General features: G+C 66.0%; 15 protein-coding genes. 12 read left to right on the top strand and 3 right to left on the bottom strand.

The window, feature by feature from the left end:
* Window positions 1-33 precede the first annotated feature (33 nt).
* Window positions 34-1,371, bottom strand: a complete 1,338-nt coding sequence (gene chrA, locus METRZ18153_RS0117970; protein ID WP_020166052.1) for a chromate efflux transporter — start codon at window positions 1,369-1,371, stop codon at window positions 34-36.
* A 207-nt stretch (window positions 1,372-1,578) separates the two neighbouring features.
* Between chrA and METRZ18153_RS0117965 the strand changes: the two genes are divergently transcribed.
* Window positions 1,579-2,148, top strand: coding sequence for a hypothetical protein (locus METRZ18153_RS0117965; protein ID WP_020166051.1), 570 nt, complete (start codon window positions 1,579-1,581; stop codon window positions 2,146-2,148).
* Between the two features lie 494 nt (window positions 2,149-2,642).
* On the opposite strand, the gene thiC is transcribed toward METRZ18153_RS0117965, so the two are convergent.
* Window positions 2,643-4,559, bottom strand: coding sequence for a phosphomethylpyrimidine synthase ThiC (thiC, locus tag METRZ18153_RS0117960; RefSeq protein ID WP_020166050.1), 1,917 nt, complete (start codon window positions 4,557-4,559; stop codon window positions 2,643-2,645).
* 402 nt (window positions 4,560-4,961) lie between these two features.
* Here thiC and METRZ18153_RS0117955 point away from each other — a divergent pair, with 402 nt between their 5' ends.
* From METRZ18153_RS0117955 to METRZ18153_RS0117945, 3 genes are all read left to right on the top strand, one after another.
* Window positions 4,962-6,158 (top strand): porin, encoded by a 1,197-nt coding sequence (locus tag METRZ18153_RS0117955; RefSeq protein WP_081629110.1) that lies wholly within the window; start codon window positions 4,962-4,964, stop codon window positions 6,156-6,158.
* Between the two features lie 78 nt (window positions 6,159-6,236).
* The gene (locus METRZ18153_RS0117950; RefSeq protein WP_020166048.1) at window positions 6,237-7,928 is read left to right on the top strand and encodes a pyrroloquinoline quinone-dependent dehydrogenase; all 1,692 of its coding nucleotides are present in this window, start codon (window positions 6,237-6,239) and stop codon (window positions 7,926-7,928) included.
* Between the two features lie 268 nt (window positions 7,929-8,196).
* Window positions 8,197-8,619, top strand: coding sequence for a c-type cytochrome (locus METRZ18153_RS0117945; protein WP_020166047.1), 423 nt, complete (start codon window positions 8,197-8,199; stop codon window positions 8,617-8,619).
* Window positions 8,620-9,017: 398 nt separating this feature from the next.
* Here the strand turns inward: METRZ18153_RS0117945 and METRZ18153_RS0117940 are convergent, their stop codons facing one another.
* Complete coding sequence (locus METRZ18153_RS0117940) at window positions 9,018-11,129, bottom strand: sigma-54-dependent Fis family transcriptional regulator (protein ID WP_020166046.1); 2,112 nt, start codon at window positions 11,127-11,129, stop codon at window positions 9,018-9,020.
* Window positions 11,130-11,426: 297 nt separating this feature from the next.
* Between METRZ18153_RS0117940 and METRZ18153_RS0117935 the strand changes: the two genes are divergently transcribed.
* The 8 genes from METRZ18153_RS0117935 to METRZ18153_RS0117900 all read left to right on the top strand — a co-directional run bounded on the left by METRZ18153_RS0117935 (window position 11,427) and on the right by METRZ18153_RS0117900 (window position 18,562).
* Window positions 11,427-12,506: an ATP-NAD kinase family protein gene (locus METRZ18153_RS0117935; RefSeq protein WP_232416085.1), complete on the top strand. Its 1,080-nt coding sequence runs from the start codon at window positions 11,427-11,429 to the stop codon at window positions 12,504-12,506.
* A gap of 139 nt (window positions 12,507-12,645) precedes the next feature.
* Entirely contained in the window at window positions 12,646-13,620 is a 975-nt protein-coding gene (locus METRZ18153_RS0117930) for a thiamine pyrophosphate-dependent dehydrogenase E1 component subunit alpha (RefSeq protein WP_029143866.1), read from the top strand.
* Between the two features lie 32 nt (window positions 13,621-13,652).
* On the top strand, window positions 13,653-14,663 hold the full coding sequence (locus METRZ18153_RS0117925; protein WP_020166042.1) for an alpha-ketoacid dehydrogenase subunit beta: 1,011 nt from the start codon (window positions 13,653-13,655) through the stop codon (window positions 14,661-14,663).
* Window positions 14,663-15,775, top strand: coding sequence for an acetoin dehydrogenase dihydrolipoyllysine-residue acetyltransferase subunit (locus METRZ18153_RS0117920; RefSeq protein WP_020166041.1), 1,113 nt, complete (start codon window positions 14,663-14,665; stop codon window positions 15,773-15,775). The genes METRZ18153_RS0117925 and METRZ18153_RS0117920 overlap by 1 nt, the downstream gene beginning before the upstream one ends.
* Before the next feature lie 55 nt (window positions 15,776-15,830).
* Window positions 15,831-16,781 carry a lipoyl synthase gene (gene lipA / locus METRZ18153_RS0117915; RefSeq protein ID WP_020166040.1) on the top strand — a complete coding sequence of 317 codons (951 nt, stop codon included), beginning with the start codon at window positions 15,831-15,833 and terminating at the stop codon, window positions 16,779-16,781.
* A complete protein-coding gene (gene thiS, locus METRZ18153_RS0117910; protein WP_019916557.1) occupies window positions 16,774-16,992 on the top strand; it encodes a sulfur carrier protein ThiS in 219 nt (72 codons plus the stop codon). The genes lipA and thiS overlap by 8 nt, the downstream gene beginning before the upstream one ends.
* Window positions 16,993-16,995: 3 nt before the next feature.
* Window positions 16,996-17,802, top strand: a complete 807-nt coding sequence (locus METRZ18153_RS0117905) for a thiazole synthase (protein WP_020166039.1) — start codon at window positions 16,996-16,998, stop codon at window positions 17,800-17,802.
* A 19-nt stretch (window positions 17,803-17,821) separates the two neighbouring features.
* On the top strand, window positions 17,822-18,562 hold the full coding sequence (locus METRZ18153_RS0117900; RefSeq protein WP_020166038.1) for an SDR family NAD(P)-dependent oxidoreductase: 741 nt from the start codon (window positions 17,822-17,824) through the stop codon (window positions 18,560-18,562).
* Window positions 18,563-18,565: the final 3 nt, after the last annotated feature.

The following is an 18,565-nucleotide window of genomic DNA, read 5'->3' as shown; positions in this document are numbered from 1 at the left end:
TGTCGCGGCCAGGGTGCTTCCCACAAAGGGCTGTCAGCGGCTGACGGTCAGCTGCAGCACCAGCCCGATCACCGCGCACGCGCCGATCACGTGGATCACGTTCGCCTTGAAGCGGAACAGCGCGATGGCGGCGCCGACGGCGATCAGCGCCGACATCCACTCGAAGCTGCCGCCGAAGCCCTGCGGCCACAGCACGTGGTAACCGAAGAACAGTGCGAGGTTGAGCACGACGCCGACCACGGCGGCGGTGATGGCGGTCAGTGGCGCGGTGAACTTGAGGTCGTCGTGCGTCGATTCGACCAGCGGCCCGCCTGCGAGGATGAACAGGAAGGAGGGCAGGAAGGTGAACCAGGTCACCAGGGACGCAGCGACTGCGCCGGCGACGAAGAGGCTGTCCGGTCCGAACACCGCCTTCACATACCCGCCGACGAAACCCACGAAGGCCACCACCATGATGAGCGGGCCGGGCGTGGTTTCGCCGAGGGCGAGGCCGTCGATCATCTGCGTCGGCGTCAGCCAGCCGTAGTGGCCGACCGCGCCCTGATAGACGTAGGGCAGCACCGCGTAGGCGCCGCCGAAGGTGAGCAGCGCGGCCTTGGTGAAGAACCAGCCCATCTGCGTCAGCGTGTGCGACCAGCCGAGCAGACCCGCCAGCAGGGCCATCGGTACCACCCAGAGCAATGCGCCGACGATGGCGACGCGCATCAGTCGCGTCCAGCGGAAGCGCGCATGTTCCGGCGTCGGCGTGTCGTCGTCGATCAGCGCCGGGCCGTAGGAAGCGTGCTTTGCGCCGTGTCCGCCGCCGGTGCGGAAAGTCGTCGGTGCGACGCGGCCGCCGATGTAGCCGATCAGTGCGGCGCCGGCGACGATGGCAGGGAAGGGAATGTTCAGCGCGAAGATGGCTAGGAAGGACGCGGCGGCGATGGCCCACAGAGTCCGGTTCTTCAGCGCCCGCCCGCCGATGCGCCAGGCCGCCTGCACGACGATGGCGGTGACAGCCGGCTTGATGCCGTAGAACAGCCCGGCCACCAGCGGCACGTCACCGAAGGCGATGTAGACCCATGACAGAGCGATAAGGATGAACAGCGACGGCAGCACGAACAGCGCGCCAGCGACGATGCCGCCCCAGCTGCGGTGCATCAACCAGCCGATATAGGTCGCGAGCTGCTGCGCCTCGGGGCCCGGCAGCACCATGCAGTAGTTCAGCGCGTGCAGGAAGCGGCGTTCGGAAATCCAGCGCCGGTTCTCGACCAGCTCCTGGTGCATGATCGAAATCTGGCCGGCCGGCCCGCCGAAGCTGATGAAACCCAGCTTGAGCCAGAACAGGAAGGCTTCACGGAAAGTAACGCTGGCGGGTCGAGGAGCGGTCATCGGCGGCAGGTGGCGGGCAGGCACGGAATGTCGATCAGGTGCGCATTCTGCCCTGCGGACGCCGCCCTGCAATGACTGGTTGCTGGCCCGCATCTTGCAGGTAGCGATCGACGCGTTGTCTGCCGTGACGTAGAGGAGCGTTCCGGCAATCGGCTGCTGGTCGGCGACGGGTCACATTACCTACTACTCGAAAACAAAGGAGTCACCATGAAATCTTCGCTGATGACCGCGTGCTGCGTCGCCGTGCTGCTGGCAGGCTGTTCCGGCCTGGGCTCGTCGACGGCCGCTCGCGACAACTCGACGGAGACCCACAAGAATTACTGGGCTAAGTACGAACACTCCCGCAGCTCGATGCCCCCGTCGTCCGAAGCCAAGCCGCTCTTTGGCGGTGGCGGTACGTCCGACGAAAAGACGGTCGCCGCTTCGCGCGCGGCGCGCATGGGACCGGGCTGCACCGAACCCGGCGCCGACAGCACGCTCAAGCTGATCGCCCAGCTGGAAGCCTCCGGCAAGGCGGCGGGCAACGGGCAGGTCGATGCCAATGTCGTCCGCCTGGCCGAGCGCGCGCAGATGCTGTCCTTCCTGCGCGAGTCGCTGTACCGCACCTGCGAGCGCCTGGCCGCAGGCCAGATCACGAAGGAAGAGGCGGCAGCGGCCAATGACAAGGTGATGAATTCGGTGCACGCCATCATCGAAACCGACCGCGACCTGGCGCGCAAGTCGGCGGCCGATGCATTGAAAGGACTGACGCCGGAACAGATCAAGGCGCTGCAGTAAGCGGCGCCCGCAGCACACCGCAAGGCATCCGGACCGCCTCGCGGTCCGGATGCGACGAGACGCCGGTGAGACAGTTGACCGGTCGACCTGTCTCGCCTGTATCAGGCGGACTCAGCAGGCCGATCGAAAACCTGCCCCTCAGTGGAAGCGAGTGTGGCTTGCGACGGTGGTCTGAATCGCGACCTGCGGCTGGCCGCGTCCCCGTCGCGGCCAAGGCCGCTCCCACAGGGGATGCGCCCGGCACCCGGCTGAGCACGGGCCGGGGTTCTGTGGGAGGGGTCTTGACCCCGACGGCAGCCTGCATCGAAGCCCGCCGATAGCAGAGGCCCTGTTGCGGCCAAAGCCGCTCCCGCAAGGATCGCCCCCCTTCGTCACCGGAGCCCGTTTTTGTGGGAGCGAGCTTGCTCGCGATAGCAGCCCGAAGCGGAGTCGGTGCCTTCGATCACCGCTGTATCGCGAGCAAGCTCGCTCCCACAGAGAGGCGGCCCTCCGCCTCACACCTTCTGATAGATCTCCGCGCCCGACTTCACGAACTCGACCGCCTTCACTTCCATGCCCTTCGCGAGCGCTTCGTCCTCATTGAGACCCTGCTTGGCGGCGAAGTCGCGCACGTCCTGCGTGATCTTCATCGAGCAGAAGTGCGGGCCACACATCGAGCAGAAGTGCGCCACCTTGGCCGATTCCTTCGGCAGCGTCTCGTCGTGGAAGCTCTTCGCCTTGTCCGGATCCAGACCCAGGTTGAACTGGTCGTCCCAGCGGAACTCGTAGCGCGCCTTCGACAGCGCGTTGTCGCGGATCTGCGCGCCCGGGTGACCCTTGGCGAGGTCGGCGGCGTGGGCGGCGAGCTTGTAGGTGATGATGCCTTCCTTCACGTCGTCCTTGTCCGGCAGCCCCAGGTGCTCCTTCGGCGTCACGTAACAGAGCATGGCCGTGCCGTACCAGCCGATCTGCGCCGCACCGATGCCGCTGGTGATGTGATCGTAGCCCGGGGCGATGTCGGTGGTCAGCGGACCCAGCGTGTAGAAGGGCGCTTCCTTGCAGTACTCGAGCTGCAGGTCCATGTTCTCCTTGATCAGGTGCATGGGCACGTGACCCGGACCTTCGATCATCACCTGCACGTCGTGCTTCCAGGCGATGTCGGTGAGCTCGCCCAGCGTCTTCAGCTCACCCAGTTGCGCGTCGTCGTTGGCATCGTAGATCGAACCCGGACGCAGGCCGTCGCCGAGCGAGAAGGCCACGTCGTAGGCCTTCATGATTTCGCAGATCTCTTCGAAGTGGGTGTAGAGGAAGCTCTCCTTGTGGTGAGCCAGACACCACTTGGCCATGATCGAACCACCACGCGACACGATGCCGGTCATCCGGTTGGCGGTCATCGGCACGTAGCGCAGCAAGACACCTGCGTGGATGGTGAAGTAATCCACCCCCTGTTCGGCCTGCTCGATCAGCGTGTCCTTGAAGATTTCCCAGGTGAGCTCTTCGGCGCGCCCGTCGACCTTCTCCAGCGCCTGGTAGATGGGCACGGTGCCGATCGGTACCGGGCTGTTGCGGATGATCCACTCGCGGGTTTCGTGGATGTTCTTGCCGGTCGACAGATCCATCACCGTGTCCCCGCCCCAGCGGATGGCCCAGGTCATCTTGTCGACTTCCTCGTTGATCGAGGAGCCGAGTGCGGAGTTGCCGATGTTGGCGTTGATCTTCACCAGGAAGTTGCGGCCGATGATCATCGGCTCGCTCTCCGGGTGATTGATGTTGTTCGGGATGATGGCGCGACCGCGGGCGACTTCGTCGCGGACGAACTCAGGGGTGATCTCGGCCGGGATCGACGCGCCGAAGCTCTGGCCCGGATGCTGGCGGGTGAGCAGCTTGGCCATCTTCTCGCCGGTCGGGCCGGTCGCGCGCAGGCTCTCGACGTAGGCGGCGCGGTTCATGTTCTCGCGAATGGCGATGAACTCCATCTCCGGCGTGATGATGCCCTGGCGGGCGTAGTGCATCTGGGTCACGTTGCGGCCGGCCTTGGCACGGCGCGGGTGGCGGTGCAGGCCGGGGAAGCGCAGGTCGTCGAGCGCGGCATCGGCGGCGCGGATGCGGCCGAATTCGGAGGAGAGGTCGGTGAGCTGCTCGGTGTCGCCGCGTTCTTCGATCCAGCGTGCGCGCAGCGCGGGCAGGCCACGGCGGATGTCGATAGCGGCCTTCGGGTCGGTGTAGGGGCCGGAACAGTCGTAGACGAAGACCGGCGGGTTCTTCTCGCCGCCGAAGCCGGTGGGCGTGTCGGCCTGAGAGATTTCGCGCATCGGCACGCGGATGTCCGGGCGGGAGCCTTCGATGTGGATCTTGCGCGAATTGGGCAGCGGCGCGATCGCCGCTTCGTCGACGTGCGCCTGGTCGGCGAGGAAGGTGTCTTTGGCGTTCATGGAAGCTCCTGTTCTTGCTGCAGTCCGGTTTTTCTTCGACTAGGTATGCGAGGGGTGCGTCTACCGCACCTCGTCGGTACGACAACGCAAGTTCCAGGCCACGCGACGTGGCCCGACCGTCGTGCCCGTAAGCCCCAGCCTGCGGCGCGTGCGCCGGCTGTCTCAACTATCTCACCACCGCCCCCTTCGATGTCGAGACAGCTGTCGCAGCTTTCAGGCGTCTCACCCGTACAGCTGTCGCAGCCCTCCGCGATCTCGTAGGCATACCCCCAGTGTCCATGCGGGTTTGCGGGCAATTGCTTCAGTGGCATGAATGCTGCCTTAAGCCCTCCGACGGTGACCCGAACATGCAGGCGCCGCATTCAACCAGGACCAATCAACAGCATCACCTAGGAGGGGAACATGACAAGAACTGGACGCAAGTCGCTGAACAGCACCTTTACCCAAACCCGCAAGCTCACGGCTGGCGCTGCCGCCGTGGCTGCACTCTGTGTGATGTCGACGCCGGCGATGGCCGACATCGTCATTGGCGAATTCGGTGGTACCAAACTGTCGATGTTCGGCATCATCGACGTCGGCATGCTCTATAACAGCGATGCGAACGCGACCGGTGACAGCAAGACGTCGATGGAAACCAGCGGTCTGCGTCAAACGGTCATCGGCTTCAAGGGTGAGCGCGAGCTCGACGTGAACCTGACCGCCTTCTTCAACCTCGAATCGCACTTCGACACCAACAACGGTTTCCTGCACGGCACCGGCGACGCGTCGGGCACCGGCCCCGGCGGCATCAACACCCCGCTGTTCCGTCGTCAGGCCAACCTGGGTGTGCGCGGCGACTGGGGTAGCCTGACCCTCGGCCGTCAGTACGGCCCGGCGCTGCTGGCCCACATCGGCACCGAACCGCGCGCGTTCAAGGAGCAGTTCTCCAACCTGTACGCCTGGGCCTACGGTCAGCTGTTCACGACCTTCAACCCGAACAACGGCAGCGGTCGCAACACGAACAACGACGTTGGCATCTTCATGAACAACGCCGTGCAATACCGCAACACCTGGGGTCCGGTCACCATGGGTGTGCTGTACTCCTTCGGCGGTCAGGCCGGCGACTTCAAGGACAATAGCGCCTACGCGCTGGGTCTGACCTACAACGGTCCGATCACGCTGTCCGGTTCCTACCAGGCCTTCCACGACGAGCAGTCCGGCAAGAAGGTGGTCGATCACACCTCGCTCGGCTTCGCCATTCCGTTCGGCGACTTCACCTGGAAGAACAACTGGATGAACGCCAAGAACGACAACACGGCGGGCAACCAGCTGTTCGACGTCAATGGCTTCGGTACCGGTCTGGACTGGAAGTGGAGCGCCAAGAACTCGGCTACGCTCGCCTTCTATCTGAACAAGGACGACGCCAACAAGAGCGATGAAACCAAGTTCATCGTGATCAGCAATGACTACCAGTGGCGCCCCGACACCACGCTGTACATTCAGGCCGCCTTCGCCGATGCCGACCCGGGCGCAACGCTGCGTACCAGCATCGTCGCAGCGGGCGTGACGGCGGGTGAGAAGAGCACGCTGCTCAACGTCGGTCTGAACTTCATGTTCTAAGGCGCTCGCGTCTGCAGCAAACGGCGGCAGGGTGTGGAAACCCGCCGCCGCATTCTAAAAACCAAGGAGACCTGATCGATGAATTCGATTCGCAAGCAGTTCCGCCTGACCGCATCCGCCGCCGCCGTAGCCGCTGCGTCGATGCTGTCGGTGTTTGCAGTGAGCCCGGCCGTTGCGCAGAGCGGCCCCGGCTTCGAAGATCCGAACAACTGGCCGCAATACCACCGCACCAGCAACGCCTGGCGCTTCAGCCCGCTGAACCAGATCAACCGTGACAACGTGAAGAAGCTCAAGGTGGCGTGGATCCACCAGCCGGGCACCATCACGCACGGTCTGCAGGCCACGCCCATCGTGATCGACGGCGTGATGTACTCGATCTCGGCCAACAACAACGTGTGGGCCATCGACGCGGCCACCGGCAAGACCATCTGGCAATACGCACCCAAGCTCGACAAGATCGTCGACCAGGTGTTCTACGGTGCGGCCAGCCGCGGCGTGACCGTGGGCCGCGGCAAGGTGTACGTCGGCACGCTGGACGGCCGCTTCATCGCGCTCGACCAGAAGACGGGCAAGGAAGTGTGGTCGACGCAGCTCACCGATCCGAAGAACCAGTACGGCGCACTGTTCTCGGCGCCGCCGCAGCTGGCCGGCAACGTGCTGTTCGGCGGCACCACCGGCGGCGACCAGCCGATCTCGGGCAAGATCTACGCGGTGAACGCCGACACCGGCAAGCCGGTGTGGACCTTCGACGTGATCAAGAACGATCCGAAGAGCTGGCCGGGCGACAGCGGCAAGGTCGGCGGCGGCAGCGCCTGGATGCCGGGCACCTACGACGCCAAGACCGACACCATCTACATTGGTACGTCGAACGCCGCACCCGACTACTACAACTACGACCGCAAGGGCGACAACCTCTACACCGCCACGCTGCTCGCGCTCGATCCGAAGACCGGCAAGGTGAAGTGGCACCGTCAGGAAGTGCCGAACGATTCGTGGGACTACGACTCGGCCTACGAGGCGCTGGTGGTGCAGAAGGACGGCAAGGACGTCATCGTGCACCTGAACAAGGGCGGCTTCGTGTTCGTGATGGACAAGAAGGACGGCAAGCTCGAGAACGTGTGGCAGTTCGCCGAGAACGTGAACTGGGTCAAGGGCATCGACCCGAAGACCGGCGCGCTGATCGATCCGATCTACCCGGAAGTCGACAAGGTGAAGACCTTCTGCCCGAACCTGCTCGGTGCGCGCAGCTGGAACCACGGCGCCTACAACCCGGGCACCGGCCTGTGGTACTCGCACGCGATGGAAGTGTGTAACGAAGTGGTCGCCGGCAAGGACGATCCGGACAACCTGAAGGCCGTGTCCTCGCTGTCGCTGGGTATCGAGTCGATCAAGCTGGTACCGCCGCCGGGCACCAAGCCGCACGGTCGCCTGGACGCGCGTGACCCGATCACCGGCAAGCGCAAGTGGTCGATCAAGTACGACCTGCCGCCGCTGTCGTCGGTGCTGACCACCGCCGGTGGTCTGGTATTCACCGGTGACATGGAAGGCAAGATCTACGGTTACGACGCCGACACCGGCAAGGAACTGTGGACCTTCAACGCCGGCTCCGGTCTGCGTGGCGGCCCGGTCAGCTACTCGGTCAAGGGCAAGCAGTACATCGTCTTCCCGACCGGTCTCGGTTCGCATGCCCCGGGCTTCCTGGCCGGTGCCTTCCCGCAGATCAAGGATCTGCCGGGTGGTGCGGCGATGGTTGCCTTCACGCTGGAGTAAGGAAGTAAGTGCGTCACCCACCCCGTCGTGCGGACACACGGCGGGGTGTTGTAAGTCTCCTCATTTACGGGCGGTAACGGGAGTGACCGCCTGTCTTTTTTTGTGCAGACTCCCTCGTCGCATGCCCAGATTCAACCCTCCCGTCGTCCCGCGCGTTGAGCCTGCAGACAGGTTCGAGCGGATGGCGCATCCCGGTCTCGGGACGGGTGGGTTCAATGTGCGCATGAAAATCAGAACCATTGTTTCAACCGGGCAGGAAAGCAGAACCATGACTACACGCAAGCTCAGCGGCACGACCCGTGCCTTCTCCATCTCCGCCGGTCTTCGGACGGTCGTTTTTGCGGGCAGCGCACTCGTGCTGCAGACCCTCAGCTCGCCGGTGCTCGCCAATGCCGAAGCTGCCGCCGAAGCGCTGCCGCAACCGTCGTTCGAACTGACCGACCCCGAGCGCATCGCCGCCGGCAAGAAGCGTTTCAACAAGACCTGTGCCGGCTATTGCCACGGCTCCGAAGGCGTCGGCGGGCGCGCTCCCGACTTCAAGGGCCGCAAGGATCTGCCGGACGCCGAGGCCTTCAAGACGATTTTCCATGGTCGTCGCGGCTCCGACATCATGCCGCCCTGGGGCCAGGCCTTCTCGCCGGACCAGATCTGGGAACTGGTTGCCTACATCAAGTTCCTCGGCACGCAGTGATCGCCGGCGTTCCGCGGAACGCGAGAACGTCCGGGCGCTGTCGCTGAATCCGTGAGCGGTCCTCCGGCAGCGACAGCGCGCCGTATCAAGGACTGCGGCCCGCAAGCGCCGCGTCGCGGCCAAGGCCGCTCCCACAGGGATCGCCTCTGATCCGCGACCGGAGCCCAGGTCAGGATTCTGTGGGAGGGGTCTTCTGACCCCGACTGCGGCCAATGCCGAAGCCGGCGGCCAGCAATCGCCGCGTCGCGGCCAAGGCCGCTCCCACTGGAGCACGCGCGCCAACTCGGACGTCATGCGGAAGCGGTCCTCTGACGCATGAAGCAGTGAGGCCTCACTCATCCCGGATGCAAAAGAAAAGGGGCGCCTGATGCGCCCCTTTTCTCGTCCGTGCCGCGGACTCAGCCGTTCTCGACCATCCGCTCCTCACCGTCCAGATAGTTCGGTGCGACGATGCGCAGCCGCGCCATCTTGCGGTAGAAGGTGGCGCGCGACATGCCCAGCTGGCGCGCCGTTTCGGTCACCCGCCAGTGGTTGCGACGCAGCGCGTCGAGCATCTTCTGGCGCAGCTGCAGGCAGGCCTCGTTGAGCGGCTCGCCGTCGCGCAGTTCGCACGGATCGGGTACTGCACCGCCGACGCCGCGCGGTGCCGCGGCCTGTGGCGACGCGATCGCAGGGGTCTGCTGCGCCGGTTGCGGAATCTGCTGCTGCGGCGGCGGCTGCAGCGTGGCGCGCGGGCTGTGGTTGTTGGTGCGCAGTTCCTGCGGGAAGTGCTCGATGGTGACCTGTGTGCCGTCGGCGATCGCGCAGGCGTAGCGGATGGCGTGGCGCAGCTGGCGGATGTTGCCCGGCCAGTCGTAGCTCAGCAGGCGCGCCATCGTCTCTTCCGGTATGCGCAGTTCCTCGCGGCCCATCGCCGCACATTCCTCGCGCAGCACCAGCTGTATCAGCTCGCGCTTGTCTTCGCGGTTGCGCAGCGGCGGCAGCATGAAGCTGGCGCCGTTGAGGCGGTAGAACAGATCTTCGCGGAAGCGTCCCTGGCGCACCAGCTCCGGCAGGTCCTGGTGGGTGGCGCAGACCACGTGCAGGTTCACCGGCGTCGGCTGTTCGGCACCCAGCGGCACCACTTCGCCTTCGGCCAGCACGCGCAGCAGGCGGCTCTGCAGCGACAGCGGCATGTCGCCGATTTCGTCGAGGAAGAGGGTGCCGCCGTCCGACTGCAGGATCTTGCCCTTGGCACCCTTGCTGCGGGCGCCGGTGAAGGCACCGTCGCGGTAGCCGAACAGTTCGCTCTCGATCAGGCTCTCCGGAATCGCCGCGCAGTTCAGCGCCACGAAGGGCTGCTTGGCGCGGTCGCTGAAGTCGTGGATGGCGCGCGCGAACGCTTCCTTGCCGGTGCCGGTCTCGCCCAGCAGCATGACCGGGATGTCGCGGTTGGCCACTTTCACGGCGCAGGCGACGTTGGCCTTGACCCGCGGATCGCCCAGCGCCAGATGACGGAAGCCGCGCGGTGCGGTCACGTCGTCGGCGGTAATGACCGGCTTGGCCTGCGTGACCTGGGCAAGCGAGCGTGCGTTCGGCGCGCGCAGCACGGCGAACAGGCGGCGCCCGGTGGCCATCATGCGCAGCGGGAAGGGCGTGCCCGGGCTGGCGTGCGCCGACACCATGATGTCGCTGGCGGTGCACTCGAACAGGTCGTGCAGGAACTCGGCGTGGCGGCCGTTGTGATTGATCAGTTCCTGGCGGGCGCGGCGGTTGCCGCCGACGATGCGGCCGTCGTCGTCGAAGGCGATCAGGTAGTCGGTTTCGACCGGCATGAATTCGGCGACCTGGCCGAGCTGCAGCGTCCAGTAGGTGCGCAGGCTGTAGTGCGCGTAGGCGTCCTCGATCAGGCGCGCCTTGTCGCACACCATGCGGAACACCAGCAGCTGGCTTTCGCGGGCGTCCGGCGAATACAGCGCCGAGGCATCGAGCACGGCGATCGGCTCGTCCTGCAGCCCGAGTATCGGTGCCGAGCTGCAGGTGAATTGCGTGTTGTGCGAACGGAAGTGCTCACCACGGTGAACCAGGGTGGGCTGACGGTCGGCCAGCGTGGTGCCGACGCCGCAGGTGCCCTCGTGCTCTTCCGCCCAGCAGGTGCCGTTGCGGAAGCCCTCGTCCTTGAACTCCTTCTCCAGCGCCGGCACGGTGCGGTAGTCGACGGTGACGCCGGTGGCGTCGGTCAGCAGCACGCAGTAGTTGGCCGGCAGTAGCTCGTGGTGCAGCCGCTCTACGCCCTCACGTGCGATGCGCATGAAGGTTTCGATGCGCTCGCGGTGCTCGCGCAGTTCGTAGGCGGTGACGACCTTGGGAACCGACGACAGGCCGGGGTCGATGGAGTGCTTGTTCAGCGACCTGCGCCAGGAGCGCGCGAGGCGCTCGTAAGCCGGGTCAGTCTGTGCCGGGCGCGATCGTCCTTCGACGATGTTCATCACGCGTCCGACATGGTCGGCGATTTCTCGACCTTGTCTCATGTCCGTCTCCTCCGTGGTGGACTTGCGAACCCCCCGTCACCGGCTGTTGCCGTGTGCGGGAAGGTTTCCCTTTTTGTTGCGTGAGGTTAGGCCCTGCCGCGTCCGAAAGCAACGCGACGAATGTCTCCGAAAACTGAGACAGCTGTCTCAGTGCGCCGGGTGTCCGGCGTCTCATCGGCCGGCGTGTGCCGGTCGATCAACGACGGCCTATGACGATGGGCGTGACAGACCTCTTACGAATCATCGGCTTGTCGCCAGAACGCCGATGGGCGACGAGGCGCTGGCACGACAGATGCAATGAGGGCTCAAACCTCGTTCAGGAGTCGCATCGTCGTGTCGCCCAGTTCTTCCCCCCCGGTCAGCGTCGGCATCATTGCCAACCCGGCATCGGGCAGGGACATCCGTCGTCTGACCTCACGCGCTTCGGTGTTCCCGAACGCGGAGAAGGCCAGCATGATCGTGCGCGCCATCGCCGGCCTCGAAGCGGCCGGTGTCGAGCACGTGCTGCTCATGCCGGACAAGGGCTCGATCTCCGGCCTGGTGTATCGCGCGCTCGGTCTCGACGGCCGGTCGACCGAAGGGCGGCGCGTTCGCTTCATCGACATGACCGTGTCCGAATCGATCGACGACACGCTGCATGCCACCGAGGCGATGTGCGCGGCGGGTGTGTCCGCCATCATCGTGCTCGGCGGCGACGGCACTCACCGCGCGGTGGCCAAGCGCTGCGGCCAGGTGCCGCTGCTGGCGCTGTCGACCGGCACCAACAACGCCTTTCCGGAAATGCGCGAGGCCACGGTGGCCGGACTGGCCGCCGGCCTGATCGCGACCGGCGCGGTGCCGGCCGCGGCCGGCCTGCGCCGCAACAAGCTGCTGCGCGTGCGCTGCGACGACCGCGACGACATCGCGCTGGTCGACGCCTGCTTCACCGGTCATGAGTACGTGGGCTCGCGTGCGGTCTGGGACAGCGCGCTGGTCGAGGAGCTGTTCGTCACCTTCGCCGCCGCCGACGGCATCGGCCTGTCGGCCATCGCCGGTCAGCTCGAACCTGTCACGCGCGCCGCAGCACACGGCCTGCACGTGCGCTGCGCGCCGACCGGCGATACGCCGCGCCGCGTGCATGCGGCAATCGCGCCCGGCCTGGTGGCCGAAGTCGGGGTGCGCGACTACGCGCATCTGTCGCCGCACGAACCGGTGGTGCTGACCGGTCGCAGCGGAACCATCGCACTCGATGGCGAGCGCGAGATCGAGTTTCACACCGGCAGCCGCATCGAAATCAGCCTCGACCCGAACGGCCCGCAGACCATCGACGTCGCCGCCACGCTCACCCACGCGGCGCAGCACCGACTGCTGCGCCACTACGCGGGAGGTGCCGCATGACGCGCGCGCTCCCCTTCATCGCTCTCCACGGAGCCGGCGCCAACGACGGCGCCGCGCTCCGCCCCAGGCTCGATCAGCCATCCGCCCGCAGCTGCCGGAGAACCGCGGGCATTTCTGTCCACAACAAAGAGGAGCACTCATGACCAGTCCTTTGAACAGGGAAGCCCTTCTGCAGGCTTACCGGACCATGCGCACCATCCGCGATTTCGAGGAGCGCGTGCACGTCGATTTCGCCACCGGCGAAATCCCCGGTTTCGTCCATCTGTATGCGGGCGAGGAAGCTTCGGCGACCGGCATCTGCATGCACCTCAACCGCAACGACTACATCGCCTCGACCCACCGCGGTCACGGCCACTGCATCGCCAAGGGCGTTGATCCCGTCGGCATGATGGCCGAGATCTGGGGCAAGGCCACCGGTACCTGCAAGGGCAAGGGCGGCTCGATGCACATCGCCGACCTCGAGGTGGGCATGCTCGGCGCCAACGGCATCGTCGGTGGCGGTGGCCCGCTGATCTGCGGCACCGCACTCGCGTCCAAGATCCGCGGTGAGAACAACGTCGGCGTGTGCTTCTTCGGCGACGGCGCGTCCAACCAGGGCACCATTTTCGAAGCGATGAACCTCGCTTCGGTGTGGAAGCTGCCGGTCATTTTCGTGGCCGAGAACAACGGCTACGCGGAAGCGACCTCGAGCACCTTCTCGGTGGCTGTCGAGAACATCGCCGACCGCGCCAGTGCCTTCGGCATGCCGGGCGTCATCGTCGATGGTTTCGATTTCTTCGCGGTGTACGAAGCGGCCGGCGAGGCGATCAAGCGCGCCCGCGAAGGCGGCGGCCCGACCCTGCTCGAAGTGAAGCTGTCGCGCTACTACGGCCACTTCGAAGGCGACCAGCAGACCTACCGCGCACCGGGCGAAGTGCAGAAGCTGCGCGAAACCAAGGATTGCCTGATGCAGTTCGCCAAGCGCGTGACGTCGCGCGGCGAACTGACCATGGCCGACATCGAAGCCATCGACCGCGAAGTTAAGACGATGATCGACGACTCAGTGGTAAAGGCGAAGGCTGACCCGCTGCCGCCGCCCGAGGCCCTGATGGCCGACGTCTACATCTCTTACTGAACCCGCGCCATACGCTGACAGGAGAAAACAGAATGGCAAGAAAGATCACTTACCAGCAGGCCATCAACGAGGCGCTGGATCAGGAAATGTCGCGCGACCCGAGCGTCATCATCATGGGTGAGGACGTCGCCGGTGGCGAAGGTTCGCCCGGCGAGCAGGACGCCTGGGGCGGCGTGCTCGGCGTGACCAAGGGCCTGTACGCGAAGCACCCGGGCCGCGTGCTCGACACCCCGATCTCCGAATCGGGCTACGTCGGCGCCGCCGTCGGTGCCGCCTGCAACGGCCTGCGTCCGGTCGCCGAGCTGATGTTCATCGACTTCATGGGCGTCTGCTTCGACCAGATCTTCAACCAGGCTGCCAAGTTCAAGTACATGTTCGGCGGCAAGGCCAAGACCCCGGTCGTCATCCGCGCGATGTACGGCGCCGGCTTCCGCGCTGCCGCCCAGCACTCGCAGTGCCTGTACAACGTGTTCACGCACATCCCCGGCCTGAAGGTGGTCATCCCGTCGAACCCGTACGACGCCAAGGGCCTGCTGATCCAGTCGATCCGCGACAATGACCCGGTCATCTTCCTGGAGCACAAGGCGCTCTACACGATGGAAGGCGACGTGCCGGCCGAGAGCTACATCGTCCCCTTCGGCGAAGCCGCCGTGGTGCAGGAAGGCGACGACGTGACCATCGTCGCGATGGGCCGCATGGTGCATTACGCGAAGGAAGCCGCCGGCAACCTGCGTAAGAAGGGCATCCAGTGCGAAATCATCGATCCGCGCACGACCTCGCCGCTCGACACCGACACGATTCTCGAAAGCGTCGAGCGCACCGGTCGCCTGGTCGTCGTCGATGAATCCAACCCCCGCTGCAGCATGGCGTCGGACATCTCGTCCATCGTCGCGCAGGAAGCTTTCGGCGCGCTCAAGGCGCCGATCCAGATGGTGACTGCACCGCACGTTCCGGTGCCGTTCGCCGCTTCGCTTGAAGATCTTTACATCCCCAGTCCGGCACGCATCGAAGAAGCCGTGATGAAGGTCAAGGAGTATCGCTGATGTCCGCAATCCATACCGTCACCATGCCCAAGTGGGGCCTTTCCATGCAGGAGGGGAAGGTCAACCTTTGGCTGAAGGAAGTCGGTGACACGATAGACCCGGGTGAGGAAATCATCGAGGTCGAGAGCGAGAAGATTTCCGGTGCCGTCGAGGCGTCGGTGTCCGGCGTGCTGCGCCGTCAGGTCGCCCAGCCGGACGAAGTGCTGCCGGTCGGTGCGCTGCTCGGCATCGTCGCCGACAAGGGAGCTTCCGACGCCGAGATCGATGCGGTGATCGCCCGCTTCCAGGCCGAGTTCGTGCCGCCGTCCGCCGACGACGCTGACTCCGGTCCGCAGACGCAGACGGTCAAGGTCGGCAATGTCGAGGTGCGCTACCTCAAGCTGGGCGAGGACGTGGCCGGCAAGGACCCGCTGCTGCTGGTCCATGGCTTCGGTGGCGATCTGAACAACTGGCTGTTCAACCACTCGCCGCTGTCCGAGTCGCGTGCGGTGTATGCGCTCGACCTGCCGGGTCACGGTAGCACGACCAAGGTGACCGGCATCGCCTCGCTCGACGGTCTGGCTGAAGTCGTCATCGGCTTCATGGACGCAGTCGGTCTCGAGTGCGCCCACCTGGCCGGCCACTCGATGGGCGGCGGCGTCTGCCTGGCGATCGCCAAGCGCGCGCCGAACAAGGTGAAGTCGCTGTCGCTGATCGCCAGCGCCGGTCTGGGCAACGAGATCAACGGTGCCTACATCGACGGCTTCGTCGCCGCCGCTTCGCGCAACGCGCTGAAGCCGGTGCTGGCGCAGCTGTACTCCGACGAGTCGCTGGTCACCCGCTCGATGATCGACGACATGCTCAAGTTCAAGCGCCTCGAAGGCGTCGACAGCGCGCTCGCAACGCTGGCCGGCGGCCTGTTCGCCGGCGGCCGTCAGGCCGAGCAGCTTGCTTCGGCCGCGGCCGGCAAGCCGACGCTGGTGATCTGGGGCGAAAACGACCGTGTCATCCCGTCCTCTCACGCCACGGCGATCCCGGGCGCGACCGTGAAGGTGATGCCGGGCCAGGGCCACATGGTCCAGCTCGAAGCGGCAGGCGAAGTGAACAAGCTGATCGGCGAGTTCATCGGCTGATGCACCACCGGCCGCCGCAGCCTCTCCTGCGGCGGCCATTTTTACGGATTCCATCATGAGCACAGCTGTTGCAGGCGAAGGCCTGCGCGGACGCGACAAGCTCGCCCGCATTCCGGTCAAGGTGCGCGAGGATGTCGCCTCGCCGACCAAGCCCGCCTGGCTGCGCGGCCGCGACCAGGACACGCCAGCGGTGCGCGCGCTGCAGGGCGTGCTGCGCGAACACGCGCTGCACACCGTGTGCGAGGAAGCGGCCTGCCCGAACATCGGCGAGTGCTTCGGCCGCGGCACGGCGACCTTCATGATTCTCGGCGCCATCTGCACGCGCCGCTGCCCCTTCTGCGACGTGTCGCACGGCCGGCCGCTGCCGCCCGATGCCGACGAACCGCAGCGCCTGGCGCGCACGGTGGCGGCGATGAAGCTGCGCTACGTGGTCATCACCTCGGTGGACCGCGACGACCTGCGCGATGGCGGCGCGGCGCATTTCGCGCAGTGCATGGCCGACATCCGCGCATTGAGCCCCGACATCACGATCGAGGTGCTCACCCCCGATTTCCGCGGCCGCGAGGCGGCCGCACTGGACGCGCTGGCGGTGTCGCCGCCGGACGTGTTCAACCACAACATGGAAACCGTGCCCCGCCTGTACCGCGAGGTCAGGCCGGGCGCGAACTACGAAGGTTCGCTCAGGCTGCTGCGCGACTTCGGCCAGCGCTTCCCCGGCGTGCCGACCAAGACCGGCCTGATGCTGGGGCTCGGCGAAACCGAGGCGGAAGTGGTCGAGGTGATGCGCGACCTGCGCGCGCACGGCTGCGACCTGCTGACGCTGGGCCAGTACCTGCGACCGTCGCCGGCCCATCTGCCGGTGATCGAGTACATCACGCCGGAGCGCTTCGATGCGCTGCGTGCCATCGCGCTCGAACTGGGTTTCAGCGAAGTCGCCGCCGGCCCGCTGGTGCGTTCGTCCTACCGCGCCGACGTGCTGCACGCCGCGCATGAGCACCATGGCTGACGCCAGCGCCCACACCGTCATCGTGAACGGCCAGCACGAGCCGCTCGACGATGCGCGCACGGTGGGCGATCTGCTCGACCGCATGGCCTTGCGCGGCAAGCGCATCGCGGTCGAGCGCAACGGCGAAATCGTGCCGCGCAGCGTGTTCGACCATGCGGCGCTGAGCCCGGGCGACCGCGTCGAAATCGTCATCGCCGTCGGAGGCGGCTAGACCATGAATTCACCCGCTGCTACACCGCTGACCGATCCGCTCGTGATCGGCGGCCAGCCCTTTGCGTCGCGCCTGCTGGTGGGCACCGGCAAGTACCGCACGTTGGACGAAACCGCCCGTGCGCTCGACGCCAGCGGCGCCGATATCGTCACCGTGGCGATCCGGCGCACGCCGCTGAACCGCAACAACGGCGAACCCGGCCTGCTCGACGTGCTGCCGACCGGGCGCTACACGCTGCTGCCCAATTCGGCCGGCTGCTACACCGCCGACGACGCGGTGCGCACGCTGCGCCTGGCGCGCGAACTGCTCGACGGCCACGACCTGATCAAGCTCGAAGTGCTGGGCGATCCGAAGTCGCTGTACCCCAACATGCCGGAAACGCTGCGCGCCGCCGAAACGCTGATCCGCGACGGCTTCCGCGTCATGGTCTATTGCTCGGACGACCCGATACAGGCGCGCGTGCTGGAAAGCATGGGCTGTGTGGCCATCATGCCGCTGGCCAGCCTGATCGGTTCCGGCATGGGCATCCTGAACCCGTGGAACATCGGAATCATCATCAACGACGCCAAGGTGCCGGTCATCGTCGACGCCGGCATCGGTACCGCGTCGGACGCCGCGGTGGCGATGGAACTGGGCTGCGACGGCGTGCTGATGAACACCGCCATCGCGCACGCACGCGACCCGGTGCGCATGGCCGCGGCGATGCGCCACGGCGTCATCGCCGGCCGCGAGGCCTTCCTCGCCGGCCGCATGGAAAAGCTGCCTTACCGGGCCGCGGCCTCGTCGCCGCAGACCGGCCTCATCCAATAAACATAAGGGAGGAATCACCATGTCTGCATCGAAGAAGCGCCGTGTCGCGCTGGTCACCGGCGCCTCGCGCGGCATCGGCGCGGCGATTGCGCAGCGCCTGGCACGCGACGGCTTTCACGTCGTCGTCCATTACGCCCACGGTGCCGCAGAGGCGCGCGACGTGTGCGCGGCGATCGAACGCGCAGGCGGCAGCGCCACGCTGCTGCAGGCCGATCTGTCGATGTCCGACGGGCCGCAGTATCTGGCGGACACGCTGGCCGAACCGCATATCGACGTGCTGGTGAACAACGCCGGCATCGCGCCCTTCGAGGCGATCGAGGACATGAGCGAAGGCAGTTACGACCGTCTGTCGAACGTGAACATGCGCTCGCTGTTCTTCGTCACCAAATACCTGTTGCCCAAGCTGCGCGACGGCGGTCGCATCGTGAACCTGTCCAGCATCGTCGCCCGCACTGCCTTTCCTGGCATTCCGGCCTACTCGGCGACCAAGGGCTTCGTCGATGTGCTGACGCTGCAACTGGCGGCGTCGCTCGGCGAGCGCGGCATCACCGTCAATGCGGTGGCGCCCGGCGTGATCGAAACGCGGCTCACCACCGGTCTGCTGGAGAATGGCGGCGCGGAGGCGGTGCAGTCGATGCAGGCACTGGCCGGCGTCGGCACGCCCGACCGCGTGGCCGGCGTCGTGTCCTTCCTGGTCGGCCCGGATGGCGCCTGGACCACCGGTCAGGTGATCGACGTCAGCGGCGGGACCAAGCTCTAATTA

Origin of the sequence: Methyloversatilis discipulorum (genome assembly GCF_000385375.1) — a bacterium.
GTDB lineage: Bacteria > Pseudomonadota > Gammaproteobacteria > Burkholderiales > Rhodocyclaceae > Methyloversatilis > Methyloversatilis discipulorum_A.
This window is presented reverse-complemented; position numbering and strand designations above follow the sequence as displayed.

What these genes read in the sequence shown, in the direction of transcription:
- chrA (WP_020166052.1), bottom strand. Translation starts at nt 1,371, where the DNA reads ATGACCGCTCCTCGACCCGCCAGCGTTACTTTCCGTGAAGCCTTCCTG.
- METRZ18153_RS0117965 (WP_020166051.1), top strand. Translation starts at nt 1,579, where the DNA reads ATGAAATCTTCGCTGATGACCGCGTGCTGCGTCGCCGTGCTGCTGGCA.
- thiC (WP_020166050.1), bottom strand. Translation starts at nt 4,559, where the DNA reads ATGAACGCCAAAGACACCTTCCTCGCCGACCAGGCGCACGTCGACGAA.
- METRZ18153_RS0117955 (WP_081629110.1), top strand. Translation starts at nt 4,962, where the DNA reads ATGACAAGAACTGGACGCAAGTCGCTGAACAGCACCTTTACCCAAACC.
- METRZ18153_RS0117950 (WP_020166048.1), top strand. Translation starts at nt 6,237, where the DNA reads ATGAATTCGATTCGCAAGCAGTTCCGCCTGACCGCATCCGCCGCCGCC.
- METRZ18153_RS0117945 (WP_020166047.1), top strand. Translation starts at nt 8,197, where the DNA reads ATGACTACACGCAAGCTCAGCGGCACGACCCGTGCCTTCTCCATCTCC.
- METRZ18153_RS0117940 (WP_020166046.1), bottom strand. Translation starts at nt 11,129, where the DNA reads ATGAGACAAGGTCGAGAAATCGCCGACCATGTCGGACGCGTGATGAAC.
- METRZ18153_RS0117935 (WP_232416085.1), top strand. Translation starts at nt 11,427, where the DNA reads ATGAGGGCTCAAACCTCGTTCAGGAGTCGCATCGTCGTGTCGCCCAGT.
- METRZ18153_RS0117930 (WP_029143866.1), top strand. Translation starts at nt 12,646, where the DNA reads ATGACCAGTCCTTTGAACAGGGAAGCCCTTCTGCAGGCTTACCGGACC.
- METRZ18153_RS0117925 (WP_020166042.1), top strand. Translation starts at nt 13,653, where the DNA reads ATGGCAAGAAAGATCACTTACCAGCAGGCCATCAACGAGGCGCTGGAT.
- METRZ18153_RS0117920 (WP_020166041.1), top strand. Translation starts at nt 14,663, where the DNA reads ATGTCCGCAATCCATACCGTCACCATGCCCAAGTGGGGCCTTTCCATG.
- lipA (WP_020166040.1), top strand. Translation starts at nt 15,831, where the DNA reads ATGAGCACAGCTGTTGCAGGCGAAGGCCTGCGCGGACGCGACAAGCTC.
- thiS (WP_019916557.1), top strand. Translation starts at nt 16,774, where the DNA reads ATGGCTGACGCCAGCGCCCACACCGTCATCGTGAACGGCCAGCACGAG.
- METRZ18153_RS0117905 (WP_020166039.1), top strand. Translation starts at nt 16,996, where the DNA reads ATGAATTCACCCGCTGCTACACCGCTGACCGATCCGCTCGTGATCGGC.
- METRZ18153_RS0117900 (WP_020166038.1), top strand. Translation starts at nt 17,822, where the DNA reads ATGTCTGCATCGAAGAAGCGCCGTGTCGCGCTGGTCACCGGCGCCTCG.